The 24,680-nt window shown below is 38.2% G+C and carries 20 protein-coding genes; 10 read left to right on the forward strand and 10 right to left on the reverse strand.

Translation table 11 applies throughout. From position 1 onward, the window contains the following. Positions 1 to 7 precede the first annotated feature (7 nt). The 9 genes from QWT87_RS12985 to QWT87_RS13025 form a co-directional block, all read right to left on the reverse strand. Positions 8 to 1,546: a hypothetical protein gene (locus QWT87_RS12985; RefSeq protein WP_302716436.1), complete on the reverse strand. Its 1,539-nt coding sequence runs from the start codon at positions 1,544 to 1,546 to the stop codon at positions 8 to 10. 5 nt (positions 1,547 to 1,551) lie between these two features. Beyond that, positions 1,552 to 5,901, reverse strand: a complete 4,350-nt coding sequence (locus tag QWT87_RS12990; RefSeq protein WP_302716437.1) for a PAZ domain-containing protein — start codon at positions 5,899 to 5,901, stop codon at positions 1,552 to 1,554. 2 nt (positions 5,902 to 5,903) lie between these two features. Continuing rightward, entirely contained in the window at positions 5,904 to 6,497 is a 594-nt protein-coding gene (locus QWT87_RS12995) for a hypothetical protein (protein WP_302716438.1), read from the reverse strand. A 420-nt stretch (positions 6,498 to 6,917) separates the two neighbouring features. Then, complete coding sequence (locus QWT87_RS13000; RefSeq protein ID WP_302716439.1) at positions 6,918 to 9,158, reverse strand: xanthine dehydrogenase family protein molybdopterin-binding subunit; 2,241 nt, start codon at positions 9,156 to 9,158, stop codon at positions 6,918 to 6,920. 27 nt (positions 9,159 to 9,185) lie between these two features. Next, positions 9,186 to 10,205 (reverse strand): FAD binding domain-containing protein, encoded by a 1,020-nt coding sequence (locus tag QWT87_RS13005; protein ID WP_302716440.1) that lies wholly within the window; start codon positions 10,203 to 10,205, stop codon positions 9,186 to 9,188. Continuing rightward, entirely contained in the window at positions 10,198 to 10,680 is a 483-nt protein-coding gene (locus QWT87_RS13010; protein ID WP_302716441.1) for a (2Fe-2S)-binding protein, read from the reverse strand. The genes QWT87_RS13005 and QWT87_RS13010 overlap by 8 nt, the downstream gene beginning before the upstream one ends. A 203-nt stretch (positions 10,681 to 10,883) precedes the next feature. Next, on the reverse strand, positions 10,884 to 13,112 hold the full coding sequence (locus tag QWT87_RS13015) for a xanthine dehydrogenase family protein molybdopterin-binding subunit (RefSeq protein WP_302716442.1): 2,229 nt from the start codon (positions 13,110 to 13,112) through the stop codon (positions 10,884 to 10,886). 28 nt (positions 13,113 to 13,140) lie between these two features. After that, on the reverse strand, positions 13,141 to 14,118 hold the full coding sequence (locus QWT87_RS13020) for an FAD binding domain-containing protein (RefSeq protein WP_302716443.1): 978 nt from the start codon (positions 14,116 to 14,118) through the stop codon (positions 13,141 to 13,143). Further along, on the reverse strand, positions 14,115 to 14,708 hold the full coding sequence (locus QWT87_RS13025; protein ID WP_050379753.1) for a (2Fe-2S)-binding protein: 594 nt from the start codon (positions 14,706 to 14,708) through the stop codon (positions 14,115 to 14,117). The genes QWT87_RS13020 and QWT87_RS13025 overlap by 4 nt, the downstream gene beginning before the upstream one ends. A gap of 246 nt (positions 14,709 to 14,954) precedes the next feature. On the opposite strand from QWT87_RS13025, the gene QWT87_RS13030 reads away from it, so the two are divergent. The 9 genes from QWT87_RS13030 to moaCB are packed head-to-tail and all read left to right on the forward strand — an operon-like array spanning position 14,955 to position 22,304. Next, complete coding sequence (locus QWT87_RS13030) at positions 14,955 to 16,073, forward strand: XdhC family protein (protein ID WP_302716444.1); 1,119 nt, start codon at positions 14,955 to 14,957, stop codon at positions 16,071 to 16,073. A 7-nt stretch (positions 16,074 to 16,080) separates the two neighbouring features. Further along, a complete protein-coding gene (gene moaA, locus QWT87_RS13035) occupies positions 16,081 to 17,061 on the forward strand; it encodes a GTP 3',8-cyclase MoaA (RefSeq protein ID WP_302716445.1) in 981 nt (326 codons plus the stop codon). After that, positions 17,061 to 17,657, forward strand: a complete 597-nt coding sequence (locus QWT87_RS13040) for a nucleotidyltransferase family protein (RefSeq protein WP_302716446.1) — start codon at positions 17,061 to 17,063, stop codon at positions 17,655 to 17,657. Before moaA ends, QWT87_RS13040 begins: the two co-directional genes overlap by 1 nt. Continuing rightward, positions 17,654 to 18,829 carry a molybdopterin molybdotransferase MoeA gene (locus QWT87_RS13045; RefSeq protein ID WP_302716447.1) on the forward strand — a complete coding sequence of 392 codons (1,176 nt, stop codon included), beginning with the start codon at positions 17,654 to 17,656 and terminating at the stop codon, positions 18,827 to 18,829. Before QWT87_RS13040 ends, QWT87_RS13045 begins: the two co-directional genes overlap by 4 nt. A 10-nt stretch (positions 18,830 to 18,839) precedes the next feature. Beyond that, a complete protein-coding gene (locus QWT87_RS13050) occupies positions 18,840 to 19,574 on the forward strand; it encodes a sulfite exporter TauE/SafE family protein (RefSeq protein ID WP_029293849.1) in 735 nt (244 codons plus the stop codon). A gap of 41 nt (positions 19,575 to 19,615) precedes the next feature. After that, positions 19,616 to 19,846: a MoaD/ThiS family protein gene (locus tag QWT87_RS13055; RefSeq protein WP_029293851.1), complete on the forward strand. Its 231-nt coding sequence runs from the start codon at positions 19,616 to 19,618 to the stop codon at positions 19,844 to 19,846. 3 nt (positions 19,847 to 19,849) lie between these two features. After that, positions 19,850 to 20,959, forward strand: a complete 1,110-nt coding sequence (gene moeB, locus QWT87_RS13060; RefSeq protein WP_302716448.1) for a HesA/MoeB/ThiF family protein — start codon at positions 19,850 to 19,852, stop codon at positions 20,957 to 20,959. Beyond that, entirely contained in the window at positions 20,952 to 21,389 is a 438-nt protein-coding gene (locus tag QWT87_RS13065) for a molybdenum cofactor biosynthesis protein MoaE (RefSeq protein ID WP_268054428.1), read from the forward strand. The genes moeB and QWT87_RS13065 overlap by 8 nt, the downstream gene beginning before the upstream one ends. 3 nt (positions 21,390 to 21,392) lie before the next feature. Then, positions 21,393 to 22,304 carry a bifunctional molybdenum cofactor biosynthesis protein MoaC/MoaB gene (gene moaCB / locus QWT87_RS13070; RefSeq protein WP_302716449.1) on the forward strand — a complete coding sequence of 304 codons (912 nt, stop codon included), beginning with the start codon at positions 21,393 to 21,395 and terminating at the stop codon, positions 22,302 to 22,304. 484 nt (positions 22,305 to 22,788) lie between these two features. On the opposite strand, the gene QWT87_RS13075 is transcribed toward moaCB, so the two are convergent. Beyond that, complete coding sequence (locus QWT87_RS13075; RefSeq protein WP_302716450.1) at positions 22,789 to 23,931, reverse strand: cysteine desulfurase family protein; 1,143 nt, start codon at positions 23,929 to 23,931, stop codon at positions 22,789 to 22,791. Positions 23,932 to 24,038: 107 nt separating this feature from the next. On the opposite strand from QWT87_RS13075, the gene QWT87_RS13080 reads away from it, so the two are divergent. Further along, entirely contained in the window at positions 24,039 to 24,668 is a 630-nt protein-coding gene (locus QWT87_RS13080; RefSeq protein ID WP_302716451.1) for an NTP transferase domain-containing protein, read from the forward strand. Positions 24,669 to 24,680 lie beyond the last annotated feature (12 nt).

Consider the following 24,680-nt stretch of genomic DNA (forward strand, 5'->3'; position numbering starts at 1 on the left):
TAATGCTTTAGAGTGAGTAAAAGATTTTGCCTGTTTTGATGTGGAATTTCATCTTTCCGTTTCTGTAGCCGGGAATATTTTTGTATTCGAGATAGAAAGGATATGCACCGGACGGATTTGCAGGGGCAGATTGTTTTGCTTTTAATCCCGATATTTCCATAATAATGGATGTTCCTTTTTTCAGCAGGTATTCTTTCTGAAAACACAGGAAGTCGTTGTCTGTAGATTTGGGTTTTGCAGGTATGGTCGTGAAGGTCTGGTGTTCCAGCAATTTGGTATTGTTGGTTTGTTTTGCATCATTTTCAAGGATGGTAAAAAAGTTGCCTGTAATCCTGAAACCACTGTTTTCCGATAGCTTAAGATCCAGCTCGGTGGTGTTGCTTATTGCCAGTCTTATGGTCTGTGCTTCGTTTGCTGTGCCATTGTACAACGTATCGTTGCCCAGAATAAATACTTCAAAAGGGCTTTCGTTTTCTCCTCTTATATCCATTATTTCAAAAACTTTATCGATGATGAGAGGCTGAGATTTTGTATAGGTTTTAGAGAATTCATCTTTGGTAAGTGTTATATTATACATTTCAAGCTGCACTAAGATTCTTTCCTGATCTAAGCGGTTCACGATGGAAAGGTCATTCAATACTGCGGTTAAATTTGTATTTTCAGTGTTCTGATTTTTAAAGCCAAAGGAAATGTGCAGATCGTCTGATTCTTCGGTATTGTTTGCTTGTACAGCAGAATATTGAAAAAAGCCTTTTTTCACTTTAAGTTTTGCCGCACTGTTGTCCTGTTTTTCTATCGTCATCTCTCCCGGAAGAAGTTCGAAGGATAAAGGTTTCGGATCATTTTCTATAACGAGTTTATCAAAAACGGAATTGTTGCTGAGAGTAAAGCTTACAGTATCAATTAAAGTGGATTTTGAGAGTAAGGTAAGGTGTTTCCCGATAGATGTATTGACGAGGTTTTCTATTTCATCTTTGGAAACATCATGATATACCGACAGATCTGCAATGCGAAGCTGATCTCCGTCTTTATTGCCTCCTACAATGATGTTCTGATCTTCTGCAGCATCGTTAAATGAAATTACAGCTTTTTTCAGCACTAAGAAATTATCGTCCGTAAGATAGAGCTCTATATTTCCGGAAGAATTATAATAAACGGAGGCATTAAACCAGTGGTTTTCCCGGATTCTGAAGTCTTCATCGTTTATTCTGATGTTATTTTTAAAAGAAACAGCGTTTCTGTTATTAGATTTGATGACGCTCAGTATTTTATCTCCGATGGTGATGAGATTAAGAGCCTCGCTGCTGTTTTTTTTATGATAGTTAAAAAAGAAATTAATTAAAGTTCCTTCTTTACCGATGCTTTTTTTAAAGGTTAATTCTAACTGGGTTTTATCTTTAAAATTGAGATAAGAACCTTTATACTCATCAAAATCAACATTTAAAGCACTATTTTGTAAACCGGACTGAACCTGGGTTTTGTAATTATTAACAATGTCGTTATTCACTAAATTATCCAGTGGAAAATAATATAACAGTTTTGCCATGATGTTTAGAATTTAGTAGATTTTATAGACAGCCATCCTTCTTTTAAAACAAGATGGGGAATGTTTCCGGAGTTGGTATTAAAGTCCCCGATCTCCAGAATGGCTTTGGAAGTATTCTCAATCAGCTTCAGCAATAATTTTTCATCGTCATCGGGATCTTCTTTTATTTTAATCTTTTCCCATTCTTCGCGGTTAACAAAATGGATCTGATCTTCCGGATAAAAGGGATATTCCTGAATGATTTTTTTATTGATGAGGCTTTGCTTAAAGCGTTCTCTGATGATTGCTGAAGCGTTTTCTGTGGTGAAAATGTACAGTCTGCCCAACAATTCTCTGAGTGTGATGATTTTATTGGAGGTTTTCATTGACAGAAGTTCTGCCAGTTCTTTTTCGGGATCGTTTAATTCAGAATTGTTTTTTTCTTTCAGTGTTTTTGTTTTTTCAGTGTCTAAATAATAGATTTCTTCGCCCAGCAGATTGTTCTCCTGCTTCATCACATATTTTTCCCGAATGATAAATTCTTTGAGGGCTGTATATTTTTTATTTTTAAACTGATTAAAATCTAAAGCGATCTGCATGGATTTAACGTTTTCGCTTCTGCCGATTTTACCGGTTACCCCATCGTTAATAAATTCATTTCTTATGCTGTATTTTTCTGTATTATTTCGTATCTGAAATTCATTTTTATCGATGAAATAGATGTCTTCCTTCGGAAAAAACGGCTTCAATTCATTAATTAAAATATGTTCTTCTTTTAATTCTGAAAGCAGTGTCTGTAAGTAGGTTTCGGATTCAAAATTCTGAGAAAAATCGATGGCTAAATTTTGGGTCATCCGTTTTTTTAAGGGTGGATTTGCAGGAGATAAAGGTTGTTTTTTATTCTTTTTTTCCAGTTCGATCCACGACCACTGATAGCGATTATCTTTCGCAAGGGATAGCTGAAGGTTTTCTTTGGGCGTTATAACAGGCGCTGTTAATAACGTAAGTTCAATTCTTCTCAAAGCATTTTTAATGGCATTGTACGGCAGTCTTATGCGCTTTTCGGGTAAAATTCCTGTTTTAATGTTCAGGTTTCCTTTAGGATGAATCAGAAGATATCTTTGGCAGGCATTCAGCGTATCATTAAGAGCCAGAAAGCTTTCTTTATCCTGATTTTTATAGCTTATTGAAGAGCTGTACATGGTTTTACCTTCAATTTCGTTCCATTTTTCTCTTCCGTCGATTGGGTTTTCTTTCAGAAAATCTTTCAGAGAATAGTAAAAACGGCTTATTTTCTTTTCTGCATCATTATTAAAATAAATTTTGCTTTCCAAAGCTTTCAAACCCAGTCTTTCGTTCTGTTCTTTATTTTCCAGATGGTAATGCCAGTAAGCCAGAACGCCGTCGTTATACTGGTTTAAATCTCCAATGGACATCGGGATTTTCACTTTATCGTATTTTCTCTGGCTGTTGTAGGTATTGATGGTGATGTTTTCTGAATAACTGATGTCATGCAATGCTTCTCCTCTGGTGAATAAATTGATGTTCACTAAAGTAATCGCAACAGGCACGGAAGAGATGGTTTCCAACAGAGACGGATTGGCATAATCTTCGGGTGAAATATGCTCCATTGTTCTCTGCAGTTCTTTTATAAACTGATCTTTTTTGTTGGTTTTGCCAATTCTTTCGATAATCCAGTGAATAATTCTTCTGAGATGGGGATTTCTAACAACTGTTGTATAGTTTGTATTCTCCTGAGCTAAACTGGCATCAAAAGGGGAAGATTCCCACGCTCCTTCTGTGTCTATTGCCCCTAAATGTTTTCCGTGTGCATCAAAAAATTCTATTCGCTGATTAAGATACACCGGAACCATCCATCCGAGGACAGGAGATTTTTTTCCTTCTGTTGCTGTTCTTGTAAATCTTGTGCTTACGGCAGAAGGCTGAAGATATCTTGGCGGCAGTGCAACCCAGTTATCTTTATTTTCGATTTTCTGCACATGGGTGGTAATTATTTTTTCCGGCTCGATGATTTTGTTTCTTCCAAAAGAATCTACAATTCTCAGTCTGCTCATTTTAAAGGCTCCGTTTCTGAACGGATTGAATATGGATAATCTGTTTGGTGTTAAAAGATCGAGACTGTTTCCATATTCTTTGCATAAATCTTCTATGCTTTTTGCCATCTCTTTATGATCTGTAAATCCGTTGGGAATGAGGGGTAAGACGGACAAGCCATTGCTTCTCTGAAGCATTAAATTATTGAAATCTGAAAGGGTAAGTTCAAACAAGGAAGTTTCTTCCAGTTTCTGAAGAAATATTTTTATTTTTTCTATTAATTCCGCGTTGTCTTTTTCATCAATACGAAGAAGATTTTTGCCTAATTTTTCTTTTACATATTCTTTAACCTCATCGCTTACAAAGGAATGCCCATAGTAAATATTAGGATTCGGCATATACGCAATATCATGCAAAGGATAGGCTTTTATTAAGTCTGCATTAAGCTCATCCAGAACATAGGAGTCCTGTAAAAAATTTTCTGTAAAATTAGTATCGGAAGCCAGATAATGGCCTTCTTTTTTAGGCAGAAATAAACTTTCCCATTCTACTTTATAGGTATGCCACTGATTGGTCTTGATTTCCTGAGAATTGACCACATTCAGCACATTTTGACGGCTTTCTTTCTTTTCCGGATTGAATACCGGTACAGACTGTATTTCTTCCGGAGCAGAAGGATTGCTGAAAAGGTTGAAAATGCTGTTTTTTTTCGGAGACGAAATAATAACGCTTGGCGGCAGCGGTTCGTAATAATCGGTTCTGTTTTTTTTAGACAGAATCATTCTTGTTTTATACCGCTGATGCAGGAGGTTCCGGAGTTCTTTTTCATTTATGGTTTCTCCGGTCTGTTTTGCTTTCAGTAGAAATTTAATGAGGGCATAATCGCGGTATCTTGTGTAATGTTCTGATATTTTTCCGGAAAATAAATCTTTTGCATTCAGAGCTTTGTCTTTTGTATTTCTCAGCTTTTCTTTTAAGATGCTGATCTGTGAGATTAACAGTTTAAGATCTTCTTTAAGTTTATTGATGTTTTTATCTTTGCTTAAAAATAAAGCGTTTAAATACGTAGACCAGTGCAGATACAGACTTTCAATTTTAGCCTGTAATCTGAAGGTATCCAGCTCATAGCTGTTTTGTATTTTGTTGAGATTTTCCAGCTCATCTTCCAAAACTTCGGTATAAGAAATATTGAGGAGATCCGGTAAAGAAACGCCTTCCCAAACCGCAAGAATTTCATCGGATTTTGCAGACTCCTGAAAGGTTTTAAGCTTATCTTTTATCTTTTCATACTGTAAAGCCACATTTCCGCTGAACTCAAAATCCAAAAGACTGCTGTCTACATCATATTCCTGAACAGCGTCTTCCTGATCAGAAATAACAATATTCAGAACATATTTTGTTGTTCCGGATGTTTTATTAAACTGTTGCTCGTGCTGTTTATTCCTCAGTCTGGAAATCCAGTCCAGATTCAGCTCCTTCAGTTCATCAAAATTAATGATTGAAGCAATCTGTTCTTCCTGTTTCTGAAGATCCTGCCTGGAAAGATTCGGGTTGTTGCTATTGATGATTAATGCAGAAAGTGTCTCGGGCAAGGTATTGGCAACAGCAACATCAAAGGATTCTTCATTTTCTGTGGCTTCCCCGGATTTTAGCTGAAAATTACCTGCAACGATATATTCATCGGCTGCGTTTTGTCCGTAATGATCTACCCATCCGATAACCTGATATATTTCGTTTTCTGTTCCGTCTTCATCATAAAATCCAAATACACTTCTGCAATTGGGATAATGAATATCGAATGAAAAACTTCCCCATCCCAAAGCACTGAGATTTTTTAAATAATTTGTCTGGGCATTGGTCTGATAGATCCAGTCGTTCAGTTTATATTTTCTTCCCACATATGCAAACTGAAAAGTATCTGTTGCTTCTTCCGCGTAGGTACAGGTATTGTTTTTATTCAGTTTAGGATCGTTAACGTTCCATATATAATCGCTTTCCACAATCCATTCCTCCCCATCACGCTGTCTTTTTATATACCAACGATTGGGAGCTTTTGGCAGATTTCCTTTATCATTAAATTTTTTAAAGAATGAAGGAAGAATAAAATGAAGATGAACTCCCTTATCCAGATAAATGGAATTATCCCATGAAAAAGGCCTTGGAATAATCGAGTTTGTTTCGAGGGGAACATTGGGATTTTCAAAGACATGACGCTCTGTATTCATCCACGGAACATTTTCAAAACGGATATCCTGACCAATTACCTGTTCAGGCGAATTGAGATACAAAGCATTTATCCGGAAAGGAAGTATATTGGGCATAATTATTTTACAGAGTCTTCTAACTGTTTAAAGATATCATCCGTAGATCCCAAAGTCATCATTTTCTTCACCACGTTGCGGTCTGTATTCCAGATAGAAAAATTAACTGAATTGATGGACATTGTATTAAATTCTGAGAAGAACGCCTTACTGTCTATATTTATGGACAGTGCATATTCCCATTTTGCTTTTTTGTCATCCTTTAGCTTGGTTCCCTTTTCATCGCATTCTTCCATTACAGGTGGTTTTCCTGGATCTGCTTCTGTATTAATATAATATGCCTTTTTATATAAATAAGCAGTTTTCAGATAAAAATGAATCTTATTGATGTCGAATTCATTATCCGAGCTATTCTGTTTTAGCTGATCTGTAACCTGTTGTGTAGCGGCGTTAGAATCACTTCCAAATATTTTATCAAAATCATTTTTTAAATCCTTGTAAGTTACATAATCATCCGATGAAACTTTTGTAGGGACAAGCAGATATTCTTTAGCGGTAATCTTTCCATTCGCAGTCTCCTGATCCGTACTTTGAACAACTAAGGCTAAATCTCTTTTTAAAAAAGTCAGGGATATTCCCAATTGAAATTGACTCATGATATAATTTTTTTTAAAATTCCTACTCGTGTGGCTTTTCAGAATACGCCCCGTTTTGTAATGGTTTCTGGTCTCCATGATTATTGTTTTATTTTTACGCCTGATTAAGAATCGGGTTATGTAAATTTAATAAAAGAAAGTACTCGGCATCATTTTCTCTATCATAAATTTCTGATTTTTAAATCATTAATAAATCGTCAGAGTTTTTCATTCATCCTCTCCGTCATTTGTCGCGTTTAGTAACCAAAATTATAGGAAAATAATCCTATTCATTTCAGTAGAAATACTGGTTTTTTTATCAATTAAATTTTTAAAATCTACCTAAAAAATAATTACTGTAAATAAAAATCACGTCACTTTATGAAGCGACGTGATGGTATGAAATTTATAAATTGCTGAGCTCTGTTGTATTTGAAAGAATTACATCAACCTATCAAAATGAATAGGGAGATCATAAATCCTTTTTCCGGTTGCATGGAAAATTGCGTTTGTAATGGCAGGAGGCATTCCTACTCCACCGATTTCACCTACTCCTTTTACTCCCAAATCATTTACAAATTGATCATCTTCTTCCACAAATACTACTTCCAGATCGTGAATATCTGCATGAACAGGAATATGATATTCACCCAGATTGGCATTCATATATTTTCCCAATTCATGATCGAGTATGGTTTCTTCGTGCAAAGCTTTGCTGATTCCCCAGATCATGCCTCCCAAAACCTGACTTTCTGCTGTTTTAGGATTGATAATTTTCCCTGCTGCAACGGCTGTAACCGCTCTTTTTACTTCAATAATTCCCAACTCTTCATCCACTTCTACCTCAACGAAAACCGCACTGTGAACGGCTCTGGCTTTTTTTCCGTATTTTAAAGGATTAGGCATTGCAGAATTTGTGGTTCGAATTGCTTCTCCGCCATTTTTTTTGAAAATTTCTTTGACATCTACCTGTATTTCAGGCTGATCTTTTACGGTGATAAAACCATTTTTGAATATAACATCTTTAAAATTTACATTTTTTAAAACGGAATCTTTCAAATCTTTAGCTCTTTCGAAAAGTTTCTTATTTAAAGCCTGACAGGCATTCTGTACCGCAGGTCCCACTGTTGCCGTAGTAAACGATCCTCCCTGAATCGGAGCAAACGGCATCTTACTGTCTGCATACGAAAACGTAATATCTTCCATGGAAAGTCCCAGTTCATCTGCCGCAATCTGCGTCATGATCGTCTTCGTTCCGGTTCCAATGTCGGTAACGGCACTTTTTATTTCAACTTTTCCATCTGGTGTCATAATCGCTTCCGCACGTCCTAAAATCCGATTGGCATCCCAAATTCCGGTAGCCATTCCATAGCCGACCAGCTTACTTCCGCGCTTCATGCTTCGGGGTTCAGGATTTCTCTTATTCCAGCCAAATTTTTCCGCTCCTTCCAGATAACATTTTCTAAGTTCTTTACTCGAATATTCCTTATCACTGCTTTTATCAATTTCTGAATAATTGATAAGCCTTAATTTCAGCGGGTCTATATTTAATTGATAAGCGATTTCATCCATTGTTACTTCCACAGCGTGCATTCCGGTACTTCCTCCGGGTGCTCTCATATCAAGCGGGCTGTAAACGTCTAACGGAACAATTTCATGTTCCAGCAAGGTATTTTCTGCGGGGTACAGCATATTTGCCCAGTTCACCACAATTTCAACATAATCTTCAAACCGCGAAGTTTCACCGGTTGCTTTGTGATAAATTGCATTGACTTTACCTTCTTTATCCGCACCGAATTTTGTATGCTGCAACGTCGGAGGTCTGTGTCCTATCATATACATCTGCGCACGATCCAAAGTGACACGAACATTACGTTTTAAAGCCAGCGAAGCCATTACCGCCATAAAAAGCTGCTGCTGCGGACGAAGCCCCGAACCAAAACCACCGCCTACAAACGGTGAGATGACCTGTACATTTTTCATTTTAAGTCCGAAAACATTCGCAACATACATTTGGGAATTAATCGTTCCCTGTGTTTTATCGTAAATAGTGAGTTTATCTTTTCCTTCGTAGATCACGGTGGAAGCATACATTTCCATAGGATTGTGATGCTCGGTTCCGTGGCTGAAATGGCTGTCGGTTTTTACCAACGAATTTTCATATTCGTTTTCAAAATTACCGGTAGGTTTTGGCGGAGGCGGTTTCAGCAGCGAAGCCAGTCCTTTTTTAGGATATCTGGCTTTTTCAAGATTCTTCTTCAGATCCGTTTCAAAATTTTCTTCTTCTTCATAAACCACTTTTATTTTTGCTGCCGCATAACGTGCCATTTCAAATGTTTCTGCAACCACCAGAGCAATCGGTTGTCCGTTATATCGGATTATATTATCTTTAAGAGGTTTAAAAACAGTTCCGGGAGGTGCATCCATATCGGCATACTGAAAATCAAACCAGGCAGTTGAAGGTTTATTTTCATGGGTGAACACCTCAATAACTCCTTCTAATTTTTTTATTTCTGATGTATCGATGGTCTTGATTTTACCTTTTGTAATCGAACTGTTCACAATGTACCCATACAATAAGTCCGGAGCATCATATTCTGCTGCATATTTTGCTTGACCTGTTACTTTCAGATGACCTTCAAGACGATTTATTGATTGTCCAACAGACGGTGTATTTTTCATAAAATTTTCTTTAGCATTCATAATAATTTATAAAGAAGGTTTTGCACCCGGTCTCTGAGACGCCGGATCAAGAGCCATCATACAGTTTCTGACGATTGCTTTTTTGGCAAGATTAATTTTAAACCGGTTATGCTCAAAACCTACGGCTCCTTCCAAAATAATGTCAGCCGCAGCCGCAAAGTTTTCCGGATTTGCTTCTTTACCTGCTAAAAAATCTTCAGCTTCTTTTACACGCCACGGTTTGTGCGAAACACCTCCCAAAGCAATTCTTGCTTCTTTAATTATTCCGTTTTCCAGTTCCAAACCGGTAGCAACAGAAACTAATGCAAACGAATAAGAACTCCGGTCTCTTAATTTCAGGTAAGAATAATTTTTTGAAAATCCTTTTTCGGGCAGTTCAATTCCTGTGATAACCTCTCCTTTTTTCAGGTTATTATCGATCTCCGGAGTATCTCCCGGAAGTCTGTGAAAATCTGAAAATTTCAATGTCCGATCTCCATCCGTTCCCGATATATGAACAACTGCCTCCAAAGCTGCAAGAGCAACACACATATCTGAAGGAAAAACAGCAATACAGTTTTCGCTGTGTCCTAAAATTGCGTGAATTCGGTTGTATCCTTTCATCGCGGAACATCCGGAACCCGGAACTCTTTTATTGCAGGGAGTATTAATGTCGTAAAAATAATAACATCGGGTTCGCTGTAATAAATTTCCGCCATTGGTCGCCATATTTCTGATCTGTGCCGAAGCTCCCGCCAAAATAGCTTTAGAAAGAAGCGGATATTTTTCTTCAATAATTGGATGATACGCTGTATCTGCATTCGTCATTAAAGAACCAATACGAATTCCGCCATTATCACATTCAGTAATAACACCTATTCCGTCAATGGGATTAATATCGATTAAAGTGTCTGCCTCGGTAACAAAATATTTCATCAGATCAATGCTATTAGTACCTCCGGCAATGATTTTATTTTCTTCATTTGCATAAGTCAATGAAACCGCTTCATCAATACTATTGGCTTTTGTGTAGGAAAAATTATTCATAAAGACCTTGTTTTACTGCCATTACAGCATTAATAATTCCTTTGTTGGCTCCGCATCGACAAAGATTTCCGCTCATCAGTTCCTGAATTTCCTCCCGCGTATTTGCCTTATTTTCATTCAGCAGTCCTATGGCACTACAAATTTGTCCCGGAGTACAGTATCCGCATTGAAAAGCATCGTGATCGATAAAAGCTTTCTGAACGGGATGCAGGTTTTCACCGTCGGCAATCCCTTCTATGGTCGTAATTTCAGCATCATTTTTCATAACGCAGAGACTGAGGCAGCTCAAAACTCTTTTGCCGTCAATCAGAACCGTACATGCGCCGCACTGCCCATGATCACAGCCTTTTTTTGTTCCGGTAAAATGCAGATTTTCTCGAAGAGCATCAAGAAGTGATACCCATGGAAGTACATCCAGATGATGTTCCTTTCCATTTATTTTTAATGTAACAGATTGTTTTCCAGTGTTCGCCATAAATCGGTAGTTTGGTTATGGGTAGTGATACAAAAAAAGAACCGTTATTATCGAAAATATCCGTTCCGTGGTATATTAAAGCCTGAAATTGATTTAAATATATTCAATCTAAATAAGGAAAACAGATCATGAAAGGATAAAAAAATATTCTGCACCGTTCAGATACAGAATATTGATATGATTCTAAAATAGAAAACAGCAGTCTATTTGTGTGACAATGCCATTAAAATTTTATCGGGAGTAATCGGCAAATCTCTCATTCGTATACCGATGGCATTATAAATTGCATTGGCTATCGCAGGGGCTGTACCAATAATTCCTACTTCTCCGAGACCTTTCGCTCCGGAAGGGTTAATGTTCGGATCGGGTTTATGAATAAAGTCGACTTCAATAATCGGAGCATCCGCATTAACGGCAAAATGATATCCCGCAAGATCGTTACCGATTAACGTTCCTAATTTTGCATCGATCTGGTTTTCTTCCATCAGCGTCATTCCGATCCCGCCAACTGCGGCTCCCGACATCTGATTGGCTGCTGCCTGACTGTTGATGATCTTTCCTCCGTCTGCTACGACAGCCAGTTTTTCAATTTTCACTTTTCCGGTTCGCTTATTAACTCGGACTTTGCAAAAATGTGCCGCTGATGAACAGAAGGCAAATTTCTCACGCTCGCTTCCCGGTTTTGAAGCTACTTCAAGACGAATTTCAGCCAGATTATTCTTTTCAAACAGTTCTTCATAAGAAACAGAAACAGTTGAATTATTTTTTAAACTGATACTTTTATCTGAAAGAAGAATATTTTCCAGAACAGCTCCTTTAAAGCTTCCATTAACTGAGGATGCATATTCCGCCAGTTTTTGCTTCAACTGATTGCTCGCATCGTACACCGCACCACTTACCGATGAAAGCCCTGTACTTCCACCCTGACTTGGCGCAGGAGGAAGCGCAGAATTTCCCAATTCTATATTGATTTTATTTTTTGAAATTCCGGTAATTTCGTGGGCAATGTTCTGCATTCCGGTTCCTGTTCCCGTCCCGATATCAGTCATCGCGGTCTGTACAACGAGACTTCCGTCTTTGCTCATGATAATTGCTGCTTTGGCTTCTGCTCTTCCTGCATTCCACATTCCGACTGCCATTCCGTAGCCGATGTACCAGTCGCCTTCAATAACGGTAGACGGAGTTGCTTTTCTGGCATTCCATCCGATCATTTTAGCACCTTTGTCTATACATTCATCCAGAAAATGGGTAGACCACGGCAAATTTGAATCGGGATGTTTTTCCAGTGAAATATTCTTTAACCTCAACGTTACAGGATCCATTTTCAGCTGGTAGGACAGTTCATCAATGGCAGATTCCAGAGCGAATACTCCGGTACAGTCTCCCGGACCGCGCATCCAAGTTGGTGTGCTTAAATTTAACGGAACATTTGCCGCTTCCGTTTTCAAATTGGGAAACTTGTAAATTAATCTTGTCACGCGGGTAATACCGTCGTTAAAATTTTCATAGACTGAAGTTTCGTTCTTTGCCTGATGCAATATTCCTGAAAGATTTCCCGACGGATCTGATGCCAATTTTATTCTCTGCCATGAAGCCGGTCTGTATCCTGTTGCCGCAAACATCTGCGGTCTTGTAAGCATCAGTTTTACAGGATGTCCAACCTGTTTAGCTCCCATTACTGAAGCTAAAACGTGTGGCCAGATTCTGAGTCCGGAGCCGAAACCGCCTCCTACAAATTCACTGAATACCTGTATATTTTTTTCAGGAATAGAAAATAACCTTGCAAATGTTCTCTGAACATTATTTACCCCTTGGTTTTTATCGTAAAGCTTCAACGTATCATTGCCTGTCCAATGAGCAATCGTGGCGTGCATTTCCATCGGATTATGCACATCTGCCTTAATATTATATTGCTGATCTACCGTGAATGGTAAATTTTGCCAACTGTCAAAATTTCCTCTTTCTTTTCCTTCAGCTTTTAAAGCAACTGTTTCTTTCGCAGAATTAAAATCGACGTCAAAACTGTCTTTCTGATATTCAGCCTCCACCAAAGATGCGGCAAAAGTTGCGTCTTCCAGTGTTTCTGCAATCACCATCGCAACAGGCTGTCCTTTGAAAAATATTTTATCCGTATGAAAAATCGGTAAACCGAATCTCGACTGTTTAATTTTTTCTTCAGTATCCATACCCGGAACCGAAGGTTTGTGCAGATGGGTAATGATATCAATAACGCCTTCCACTTCTTTAGCTTTATCAACTAAAATCGACTGTATTTTTCCGGAAGGAACTGTACTGTTTACCAACACGGCGTAGCACATATTTTTAACTTCGTATTCAGCAGCGTATTTACCGCTTCCGGTAACTTTTTCCACTCCTTCAACACGTCCTTCGGGTCTTTTGGATCTGATGTTCAGTAATTCGAGTAATCCCATAATTGTTACTTTTTAATATATCCCGATCTTATTGATTTACACAATTTTGTAATGCTGTAACGATAGCTCCCTGAAGCATCGGTATTTTGTAACCGTTCTCAGACAAGGGTTTAAGATCTTTGGTTGCCAGTTTAGCAGCTTCCTCAAAGATTTCTACCGTAGCTTTTTTTCCGTTCAGAAATTTTTCTGCCTCCAACCATCTCCAGGGTTTATGCGCCACACCTCCTGAAGCTAAGCGGGCATCTTTTATTCTTTTCCCGTCCAGATCCAGTGCTGCTGCAACCGAAACCAATGCAAAAGCGTATGAAGTCCTGTCTCTTACTTTTACATAAGCAGAATGTTTTCCGAAAGCATTATCAGGAATTTCTATATTGGTTATTATCGCATCCTGTGGTAAAGTATTATCTAGCCAGGGCGTATTTTCCGGCAGTTTATGAAAGTCTTTAAATGGTATTTTAATTTCTTTCTGATCTTTTGTCTGAGCGGTAACAGTTGCATCCAATGCAGCCAGAGCCACACAAAAATCTGAAGGATGAACCGCAACACACTGATTACTATATCCAGCAACGGCACTCATTCGGTTTGCACCATCAATGGCACTGCAACCGCTGTTGGGTTTTCTTTTGTTGCAGGGTGTTGTAATATCATAAAAATAAGGACATCTGGTTCGCTGCAACAGATTTCCCGCCGAACTTGCCATATTTCTGATCTGTGGTGAAGCACCCGCCAAAATAGCTTTTGAAATGAGAGGAAATTTTTCCGTCACTTCTTTGTTGTTTGCTACTTTACTGTTACTTGCCATTGCACCAATCTGCAATTTGTTATTCTGATGATTTACCGCATCGGATAATGCCGTGGTAACATCAATCAGTTTTTCTGGCTGGGCAATGTTTTTCTTCATCAGATCTACCAGATTCGTTCCGCCTGCAATATACTGACTGACTTCTGATTTCATGGCAGAAGCTTCAGCAGCAGATTTTACTTTTTCAAAATTAAATGGTCTCATTGGGCTGCAACTTTTTGGATGGACTGAACAATACCGTTATACGCTCCGCAACGGCAAAGATTACCGCTCATATATTCTTTAATTTCTTCTACAGAACCTGTATGACCTTCATTAACGCAGGCAACAGCAGACATAATCTGTCCCGGCGTGCAATATCCGCACTGGAAACCGTCACATTCTATAAATGCCTTCTGCATCGGATGAAGCTCATCTCCGTTTGCCAGACCTTCGATGGTTGTGATCTCTTTTCCCTGAGCCATTGCCGCCAAAGTAAGGCAACTCAGGGCTCTTTCCCCATTGATATGGATGGTACAGGCGCCACATTGTCCGTGATCGCAGCCTTTTTTAGATCCGGTAAGATTAAGCTGTTCCCTGAAAAGGTCTAAAAGTGTGGTTCGGGTATCCACATAAAGGGTATGACTTTTTTTATTGATGGAAAGCGTAAGTCTGGATACGTTTTTCTTGGGAACAAGATACTGTTTCACATCCTGATAAAATGCTTTTACCGAAGACGGAATAGCCATAAAACCAGCCAGTAATCCTGAAACTTTGAGGAAGCTCCTCCTGCTGTATTGTCCTTTTAATTCCATAAGTTATTTTTTAATCAATATAATTGTATACGGATAGGTTTTAACAAATATCATCAAATAAAATCACAATTTGATGATACACATTACAGTTTTATATACCAATATTACAGTTTTGGTTGAGGCTGCGAAAAAAACAGATAATATTTATGTAAATTTGAATATATAATAACTTTTTAATGATTTTATCTCAACAAAAATCATACATAAGTTGAAAAAACAATGAGTAATCCATAAAAATGTTTTCGGATGAAAGAGATCAATGATATTGTAAAAGCATATAAAAAGGCGCATTTAAATGGGTTAAGGGCTGCTTTGGCAACGGTGGTAAAGGTAGAAGGTTCTTCATACAGGCAGGCAGGGGCGAGAATGTTGGTTACAGAAGACGGACAGCTTACAGGCGCCATCAGTGGAGGATGTTTAGAAGGTGATGCTTTGAGAAAAGCGCTGCTTGCCATTCATCAGAAAAACAATAAGCTCATTACATATGATACCAGTAATCCGGATGATCTGGAATTTGGCGTTCAGCTAGGATGTAACGGAATCGTGCATATTCTTTTTGAATATATTGATGAAAATTCTCCTCAAAATCCAATCTCCCTTTTAGAGAAAACAACGGAAAAAAGAGATGAATCTGTTATTATCACCATATTTTCATTGGAAAAAAGAAATAAACAGACCGGAACTGTCGGATTGATAAAAAAGGAAAATACAATAATATCGGACTCAGATTGTATTTCAGAAAGCGAAGTGAATCGTTTTTCTTCAGAAGTTTTAGAAAAAAAGCAAAATATCCTCACTCAGATTTCGTCAAATGAAATTCTGCTGCAATATGTTCCGCCAAAGACCACGCTGATTATTGCAGGAGCCGGAAACGATGTTAAACCTTTGGTAGAAACGGCTTCCATTTTAGGCTGGAAAACAGTAATTGCAGACGGAAGAGCAACACACGCTCTGAAAAAGAGATTTCCTATTGCGGATGAAGTATTGCTCGCAACGCCTGAAGAAATCATAAAAACCATAGAAGTTGATGAAGCAACGGTTTTCGTGATGATGACTCATAATTATAATTATGATCTCGCTTTGCTGAAACTCATTATCCATCAACCTGTACAATATATAGGATTACTGGGTCCTAAAACCAGATTCAACAGAATGTTGGATGATCTTAAAAATTCAGGAATTACAGTCGGCGAAAAAGAATTAAATAAACTTTTTGGTCCGGTTGGAATAGATATTGGTGCAGAGACTTCGGAAGAAATTGCCATTTCCGTAATTGCAGAGATCAAAGCGGTCTTAAGCGGAAAAAAAGGTTCCTCATTAAGGGATAAACCAGAAAAAATGCATACTGATATTCTCAGTATATAAGGAAATTATGATAACAGATCAATTCGGAAGAACCCATAATTATCTTCGGATATCTTTAACGGACAATTGCAACCTGCGCTGCTTTTACTGTATGCCGGAAGAAAATTATGATTTCACACCGCATGCTAAACTGATGCAGGCGGATGAAATTGATACCATCGCAAAAATATTCATCGAGCACGGCGTTACTAAAATCAGACTTACCGGAGGTGAGCCGTTCGTGAGAAAAGATGCTTCAAAGATCATCAGAAATCTGGGAAAACTTCCTGTACAATTGACGTGTACTACCAACGGAATTCGAATTGATGATATGCTTCCCGAAATTATTCAGTCGGATTTTCAGAGCATCAACATCAGCCTTGATACCTTACAGAAGGAAAAATTCCTGAAAATTACCCGCCGCGATTATTTTGACCGCGTCCTCAGAAATATTAATCTTTTACTGCAGCATAACATCAAAACCAAGATCAATGTTGTTGCCATGAAAGATATTAATGATAATGAAATTTCAGATTTTATCGCTTTTACAAAAGATCATCCTGTAGAAGTGCGGTTTATCGAGTTTATGCCTTTCAGCGGAAACAGATGGAGCAGCAATCAGGTCATGACACAAAAAGACATTCTGAATATCATCAGGGAAAAATATGATTTCAATCCGCTTCCGGTAGGTTTTCATGACACGGCAAAGCCATACAGCATTGATGGGCACAAAGGAAGCTTTTCGATTATAAGCACAATGAGCGAACCGTTTTGCAGCGGCTGCAACAGAATCCGGCTTACCGCAGACGGAAAATTAAAGAACTGTCTGTTTTCAAAAAAAGAAACCGATCTTCTTACGCCTTTACGAAATGGTGAAGATATTTTACCGATTATAGAATCTGCGATCTGGTCTAAAGCAAAAAAGCAGGGCGGACAATTGAATGAACAATTTGAAAAAATAAACACATCAATCATTCAGAACCGGAGTATGATCAATATTGGCGGATAATGAAAAATACAGGAATTATATTATTGGCAGCCGGAAATTCTTCGAGAATGGGATCTCCGAAACAGCTTTTGGTGTATCAGGGAAAAACATTTTTAGAAAGAATAACTGATACTGTTTTAGAAGTATTTGATCCGAATCAAATCGTTTTGGTTCTCGGAGCCCGCCATCATGAAATATCTTCTGTCATTAAAAATAAAAATATACACATCGTTATCAATGAAAACTGGGAATCAGGAATGGCTTCCTCCATACAATCAGGAATGAAAACACTGTCCGGTCTGTTTCCGGAAATGGAAAGATGTTTCATTTCGGTATGCGATCAGCCTTATCTTACCAGCAATTTATTTTCAAAAATGTTTCAGTTGCAGAAAACTTCAGGAAAGGAAATTGTTGTCACAAAATATGCCGATACATTGGGCGTTCCTGCTTTATTTTCTAAAAAATATTTTAAACCATTAATAGAACTTACCGGTGAACAGGGCGCCAAAAAGATCATTCATCAGAATATGAACGATGTGGAATCTTTTGAGTTTGAAAAAGGCGCTGTTGATATTGATACTCCGTCAGATTATAATCATTTAAAAACCCAACCATGATAAGCGTAGAAGATGCAAAAAAAATAATCGAACAAAATATTCCGGAAAGAAAAACCCAGATTCTTCCTTTGAAAGAAGCATTCGGACATACAACCGCAGAAGATATTTATTCAAAATATGATATCCCGAATTTTTCACAATCCTCAATGGACGGCTACGCGATCCGTTTTGAAGATAAAGATCTAAAGCTGAAAATTTCAGGCGAAATGCAGGCGGGATCTACAGAGCAGTTTCATCTCGAAAAAGGGAATGCCTGCCGTATTTTTACGGGAGCTCCCCTTCCCATCGGTGCAGATACCATCGTTATGCAGGAAAAAGCTTTAATAGAAAACGGATATCTCACGGTTCATGATAACGACCTCGAAAAAGGGCTGCACGTACGAAATGCCGGAAGCGATGCGAAAAAAGACAGTGTGGCAATACGTTCAGGAAGTTATCTTTCGGCTGCTGCCATCGGATATCTCGCCGGAATCGGATGTACGGAAATCAACGTTTTTGCTCCTCCATCGGTTTCGTTAATTCTTACGGGCAACGAACTTGTACAACCGGGAGAAAATTTAGCTTTTGGTCAGGTTTACGAATCCAATTCCTATCAATTGGAAAGTGTTTTAAAACAATGTGGAATTACTACTGTTAAAAGCTTTTGGGTGAAAGATGATCCTTCTGAGGTTGAAAAAACGCTGGATCTCGCCATTTCCAAAACAGATATTGTGATTTTGGTGGGCGGCGTAAGTGTCGGCGATTACGATTTTGTAATTGATGCCACAAAACAATGCGGCGTTGAACAGAAATTTCATAAAATCCGGCAGAAACCCGGAAAGCCTTTCTATTTCGGAACGAAGGGAGAAAAACTTGTTTTCGGGTTACCCGGAAATCCGTCATCGGCATTAACCTGTTTTTATTTATATATTGCGCCATTACTTTCAGAAATGATGAAACGTCCGGCGATTACGGAGAAAACGAATGCAACTTCAACTTCTTCGTATGGAAAAAAAACCGGTCTTACCCATTTTCTGAAAGCAACCTATGAAAACGGAAAAGTAACGCCGCTTCATGCGCAGGAATCGTATCGTCTCCAGTCTTTTGCAGAAGCTAATTGTCTGATGATTTTACCTGAAGATTCGGAAGGCTGTAAAAAAGATGAAGAGGTTGAAATTATACTATTAAAATAAACATCAAATAATGAATGTAGAATTTTTTTATCTGATTTTATTTGTCATCGCAGCTTTATATGCAGCAGTCGGACACGGTGGCGCAAGCGGTTATCTGGCGTTAATGGCTTTGTACGGGATAGCTCCCAAAGAAATGAAACCTACCGCTTTGGTGCTTAATCTGTTCGTCTCGCTTACTTCTTTTATACAATATTATCGGGGAGGACATTTTAAACTCAGGATCTTTATTCCGATTGCTTTGGCGTCTATTCCTCTGGCTTTCGTGGGTGGAATGATTCATATTGAAGATACGCTCTATAAACGTATTTTAGGAATTTTATTGCTATTTCCTGTTTTCCGTTTTTTCTTTTTTAAAAGTCCGGATGACAGTGAGCTGAAAGATCCCCAAATCTATTTATCCTTACTTTTCGGAGGAGTTATTGGTTTATTGTCCGGAATGATCGGCATTGGCGGCGGAATTTTATTATCTCCGGTGCTGATTTTACTGAAATGGACCAACCAGAAACAGACCGCCGCGATCAGCGCTGCTTTTATTTTTGTTAATTCCGTGGCGGGTTTAGGAGGAATGTTCACCAAAGAGATCGCCTTTACCAGCGATATGTGGATGTACATCATCTGTGCATTTGCAGGAGGATTGCTTGGTGCCTATCTAGCTTCAAAAAAACTGAACCAAAACGGTCTGAAATATGTACTTGCTGTTGTACTTTTGATGGCTTCCTACAAATTAATATCAAGCACTATTTAAATAACTGAAGATAATTCAATCCAGCTAAAAAAAGTAAATGAATGAGTACTGTAAAAATAATAAGCTTCGGCAGACTGAAAGAGATTTTAGGTCCGGATTTTGAAGCGGAAGCGGAAAATACCGATGATCTGATCAATAAGCTGAATGAAAAATTTCCCCAGTTGAAGGATCTAAAACTGAGAATTGCAGTGAATCAGAAGATTATTTCAGAGAATACAGCTTTACAAAATAACGATGTGGCAGCTTTAATGCCGCCTTATTCAGGAGGATAAATTATGTTGAATTCAGAACGCTACGACAGACAGATTAAATTACAGGGTTTCGGCATCGAAGCTCAGGATAAACTTGCTTCAGCGAAAGTTTTGGTGATTGGAGCAGGAGGTTTGGGTTGTCCTGTTCTCCAATATCTCACCGCAGCCGGAGTCGGCAATATCGGTATTGTAGATGATGACCGTGTTTCGCTGAGCAATCTGCACCGGCAGATTCTTTACAATTCTGATGACATTGGAAAACTTAAAACCGAAGCTGCTTTAGAAAGGCTGAATGCGATGAATCCCGAAGTACAGTTCAGGATTGTTTCCGAGCGGATTATTCCCCAAAATGCAGTAAATATTGTTTCTGAATATGATATCATAATAGACTGTACCGACAATTTCGCAACACGTTACTTGCTTGATGATGTATGCCGGATTTTAGAAAAACCTCTTATTTTCGGGGCAATTTATCAGTACGAAGGTCAGGTTGCGGTTTTTAATGTCAGAAATAAAGAAGGTTTTACAACCCATTACCGAAATCTTTTTCCTGAACCTCCAAATCCGGGAGAAGTTCCTGACTGTAACGAGGCGGGAGTTTTGGGCGTTTTACCCGGAATTATCGGAACTTTGCAGGCTACGGAAGCTATTAAATTAATGACAGGAATCGGGGAAACTCTGATCAATCAATTAATGACGATAGATATTCTGAGTTATCAGACTGCTGTTTTTGAAATTCCTTCGTTAAATTTGACGGATAAAAATATTCCTTACAGCATTGAAGAATTTGAGAACATGAACTATCAGCTTCACTGCGGAATCGAATTTGCCGGAATTAATAATATTTCTCCTTCAGGATTTAAAGAAGCCGCAAAAGTTCCCGACACAATTGTTATTGATGTTCGGGAACCAGAAGAACAACCAAAACTGGATGTTCCGTATATTTCGATTCCATTATCTCAGCTAAAGGAAAATGTAAGCCAGATCAATAACACAAATGTCATTGTTGTCTGTCAATCTGGTAAGAGAAGTCTGTCCGGAGCGAAAATTTTACAGGAAATTTTAGAACCGGTATACAGCATCAGTCATCTGGAAGGCGGAATTAATCATTTAAATAAAGAAACTCATGAGTAAGATTAAAAATATATTTCAGAACAGTCCTGTTTCACCTTTATTCATTGCGGAAAGCATTACCAAACATTCCGCAAAAACGGAAATTGGAGCGCATCAAATTTTTCTGGGACAGATCCGCGCAGATGAAATTGACGGTAAAACGGTAAAAGCGATAGAATATACAGCTTACGAAGATTTAGCCCTCTCTCAGATGGCAGCGATACGGGAAGAAATTTTTGCAAAATACAATCTTACCTGCATGCATATTTATCACAGTTTAGGCATTGTGAATGCAGGAGAAATATGCCTTTTTGTGTTTACCTCATCAAAACACCGCAAAGAAGCAACTTTAGCCTGTAACGAAGTGGTGGAACGTATAAAAAACGAACTCCCGATCTGGGGCAGAGAAATTTTTGAGGATGAAACGCATCAATGGAAAACAAACCAATAAACCATGGTAGATATTACTTTTAAAACCTTTACGTTGCGAAAAGCAATTGCAGCGGCAACGATAAAAACTTCAGCAATTTCAACGGTAGAAGCCGTGAAAAACGGAACGGTTCCAAAAGGCAACGTTCTTGAATTTGCAAGAGCTTCCGCTTTACTGGCGATAAAAAAGACCAGCGATGTTATTCCGGATTGTCATCCTTTGCCCGTGGAATTTGCTTCGATTAATTATGAAATGATTGGTTTGGATATTAACATCACTGTTGAAGTTCATACCATTTATAAGACCGGTGTTGAAGTTGAAGCCATGCATGGAGCTTCTGTAGCTGCTTTGGTTATTTACGATATGCTGAAACCGATTGATAAAAATGTAGAGATTGCCAATATCCGGCTTTTGGAAAAGCAGGGCGGAAAAAGCAGTCAGAAAAATATTGAAACGGAAAACCTTACTGCCGCAGTAGTTGTCTGCAGTGACTCTGTTTCTCAGGGACTTAAAGATGATACTTCCGGAAAACTTTTGGTGGAATCTCTTAACCATCACGGAATCAGTAATGTTGATTATTCAGTGGTTCCTGATGATGTTTCTGCCATTCAGGAAAAAATAGAATTCTTTAAAAATAGAGGCTGTCATCTTCTTGTTTTTACAGGCGGAACGGGTCTTTCGGATCGTGATGTAACACCGGAAGCGGTTTTACCATTCATTACCAAAGAAATTCCGGGAATTATGGAAACCGCAAGAAACTACGGACAGGATCGTGTGAAAACGTCCATGCTTTCCAGAGGAATTGCCGGATTTTCTGATGATATGCTGATTTTAACGTTTCCGGGATCTTCCGGTGCGGTAAAAGAATATGTTCAGGCACTGTTTCCGCAGGTTTTACATGTATTTTCTGTGAAAAAAGGAGACGGACATTCATGATGTTGAGTTTCATTTCTATGTAGCTAAAAGTAAATAGTTAAAAAACTCCATGGAGTTTTATCTGTGTAGACACCATATTCGGAAGATGTTTAGCGTTCCGTAGGAACGCTATCTTTAGGATATTTATCGTATTATAGATATCAATCCTACGGATTGATTCATGGATGTATTCTTATTTCTACACAGATTCTGCTCCTAAAGGAGCAAAATTCTTTTACTTTAAACAATCTTATGTAAAAGTTACAAATGAAATTTAATTCTAAATTAAGTTCAATATTAAAAAGATTAAAAATTAATTGATAGTCAAAATGTTGTATTTTATCAATTATGTTAGACCTCAACTCGATGTAAGATTCCAAATTAAAATTAACCATCCGAAATCAAGTATGAGTTTTGGCTAAAGCCAATTTTCCTTCTTACTCATTAAAATGGGCTAAAGCCCATTCCTATTGATATTTGCGTTGTTCTTTCAAGCTCATGCTAATTATCTATTTCTCAGGAGAAGAACTGTTTTCTCTATTTTTTCCACAGCGGTTTCAATCCCCGAAAGAGTGGTATATTTTCCTATGCTGAATCGTATTGAAGCCAGTGCATCCCGATCACTCATTCCCATTGCCTGAAGCACGTGAGAAGGTTTTGTGGTAACGGCATTACAGGCAGAACCGCTGGAAACGCAGATATTTCCTAAGGAAAGAATAAGATCTTCAGAATAAATACCTTCAAAACAGATATTGGTGGTATTGAAGATCATTGCGGAATGATCTCCATTGATGCTTGTCTGAGGAATTTTAAGCAGCTCATTTTCAAGATGATCTCTTAGCGCTTTAATTTTTTGCGCATCCTGTTCCATTTCCAAAAGTGCGATCTCGGCTGCTTTTCCCAATCCGATAATTCCCGGAACATTTAAAGTACCGCTTCTTAGGTTATTCTGTTGTCCTCCCCCCTGAATTTGCGGCTGTACTTTATTTTTAATCGCGGAAGCAATATAAAGCGCGCCTATTCCTTTGGGTCCGTAAAATTTATGGGCTGAAAAAGCCATCAGATCAATATTCAATTCCTTTACGTTCACAGGTATTTTTCCAACAGCTTGTGTCGCATCACAGAAAACACAGCAGCCTTTTCGGTGCGCCGTTTCTGCGATTTCCTTTATGGGATGGATGACTCCTGTCTCGTTATTCACCAACATGATACAGACCATCAACGTTTTTTCAGTGATCAATGATTCCAGCTTAGCAAGATTGATATTTCCCAAGTAATCTACATTGAGATAATCGACCTGAAATCCATCTTTTTCGAGTTGCGCACAGGTATCTAAAACGGCCTTATGCTCTGTGGTTACTGTGATAATATGGTTTTTATCGGTATCTGTTTTAAATCCTTTTAACGCAAGATTTATAGATTCTGTAGCCCCTGATGTAAAAATAATTTCTTTAGAATCGGCACCGATAAGTTCTGCAACATCTTCTGCTGCATTTTCAACGGCTTCTCTTACGGTAAGCCCGAAAATATGGGAACTTCCTGAATTTGCATAGAAGTCATTGAAGTAAGGCAACATAGCATCCACTACCCTTTTATCAACCGGAGTTGTTGCATTGTAATCTAAATAAACGAAATCATTACCCATCATACCATTTTAAATTCAGTATAAAAATAGCGATCTTTTTCAGGTTAATTTTAAATTTAATCCATAAGTTTGTGTATCGCCGAATATTTGTAGGGTTTAAAGCAATCTTTTTGCCGAAAAACATTCAGTATATTTGCAGTATGCTTTCCAAGAATGATTTTCCAAAATTAAACGGACTTGTCCTTGCCGGAGGAAAAAGTCTGAGGATGGGAAATCCTAAAGACAAAATCAACTGGCATGGCAAAGAACAGCGGTATCATGCGGCAGATCTTTTAGCTCCATTCTGTGATGAAGTATTTATTTCCTGCAGACAGGATCAGCTTGAAAATTTTAACACAGATTATAAAGCGCTTCCCGATACTTTTTTAAATATGGGACCTTTCGGCGGGCTGCTTTCGGCGTTTCATTTTCAGCAAGATAAAGCATGGCTGGTTATTGCCTGTGATTTACCTCTTTTAGACAAAAATTCGATAGATTTCCTCATACAATCCAGAGATCCTGAAAAAATGACAACAGCTTATGAAAGTCCTTCTGACGGATTACCGGAGCCGTTAATTGCCATCTGGGAACCCAAAAGCTATCCTTTGCTTCTTCAGTTGCTTTCAACAGGAAACTCTTCATTAAGAAAGGCTTTGATTAACAGTGATGTAAAAATACTGAAAGCTGAAAATCCGGATTTTTTAATGAATGTAAATACGCCCGAAGATTTGGAAAAAGCAAAAAAAATTTTGGGAATTTAGTTTCATATCCAA

Origin of the sequence: Chryseobacterium urinae (assembly GCF_030518295.1) — a bacterium.
Lineage (GTDB): Bacteria > Bacteroidota > Bacteroidia > Flavobacteriales > Weeksellaceae > Chryseobacterium > Chryseobacterium mucoviscidosis.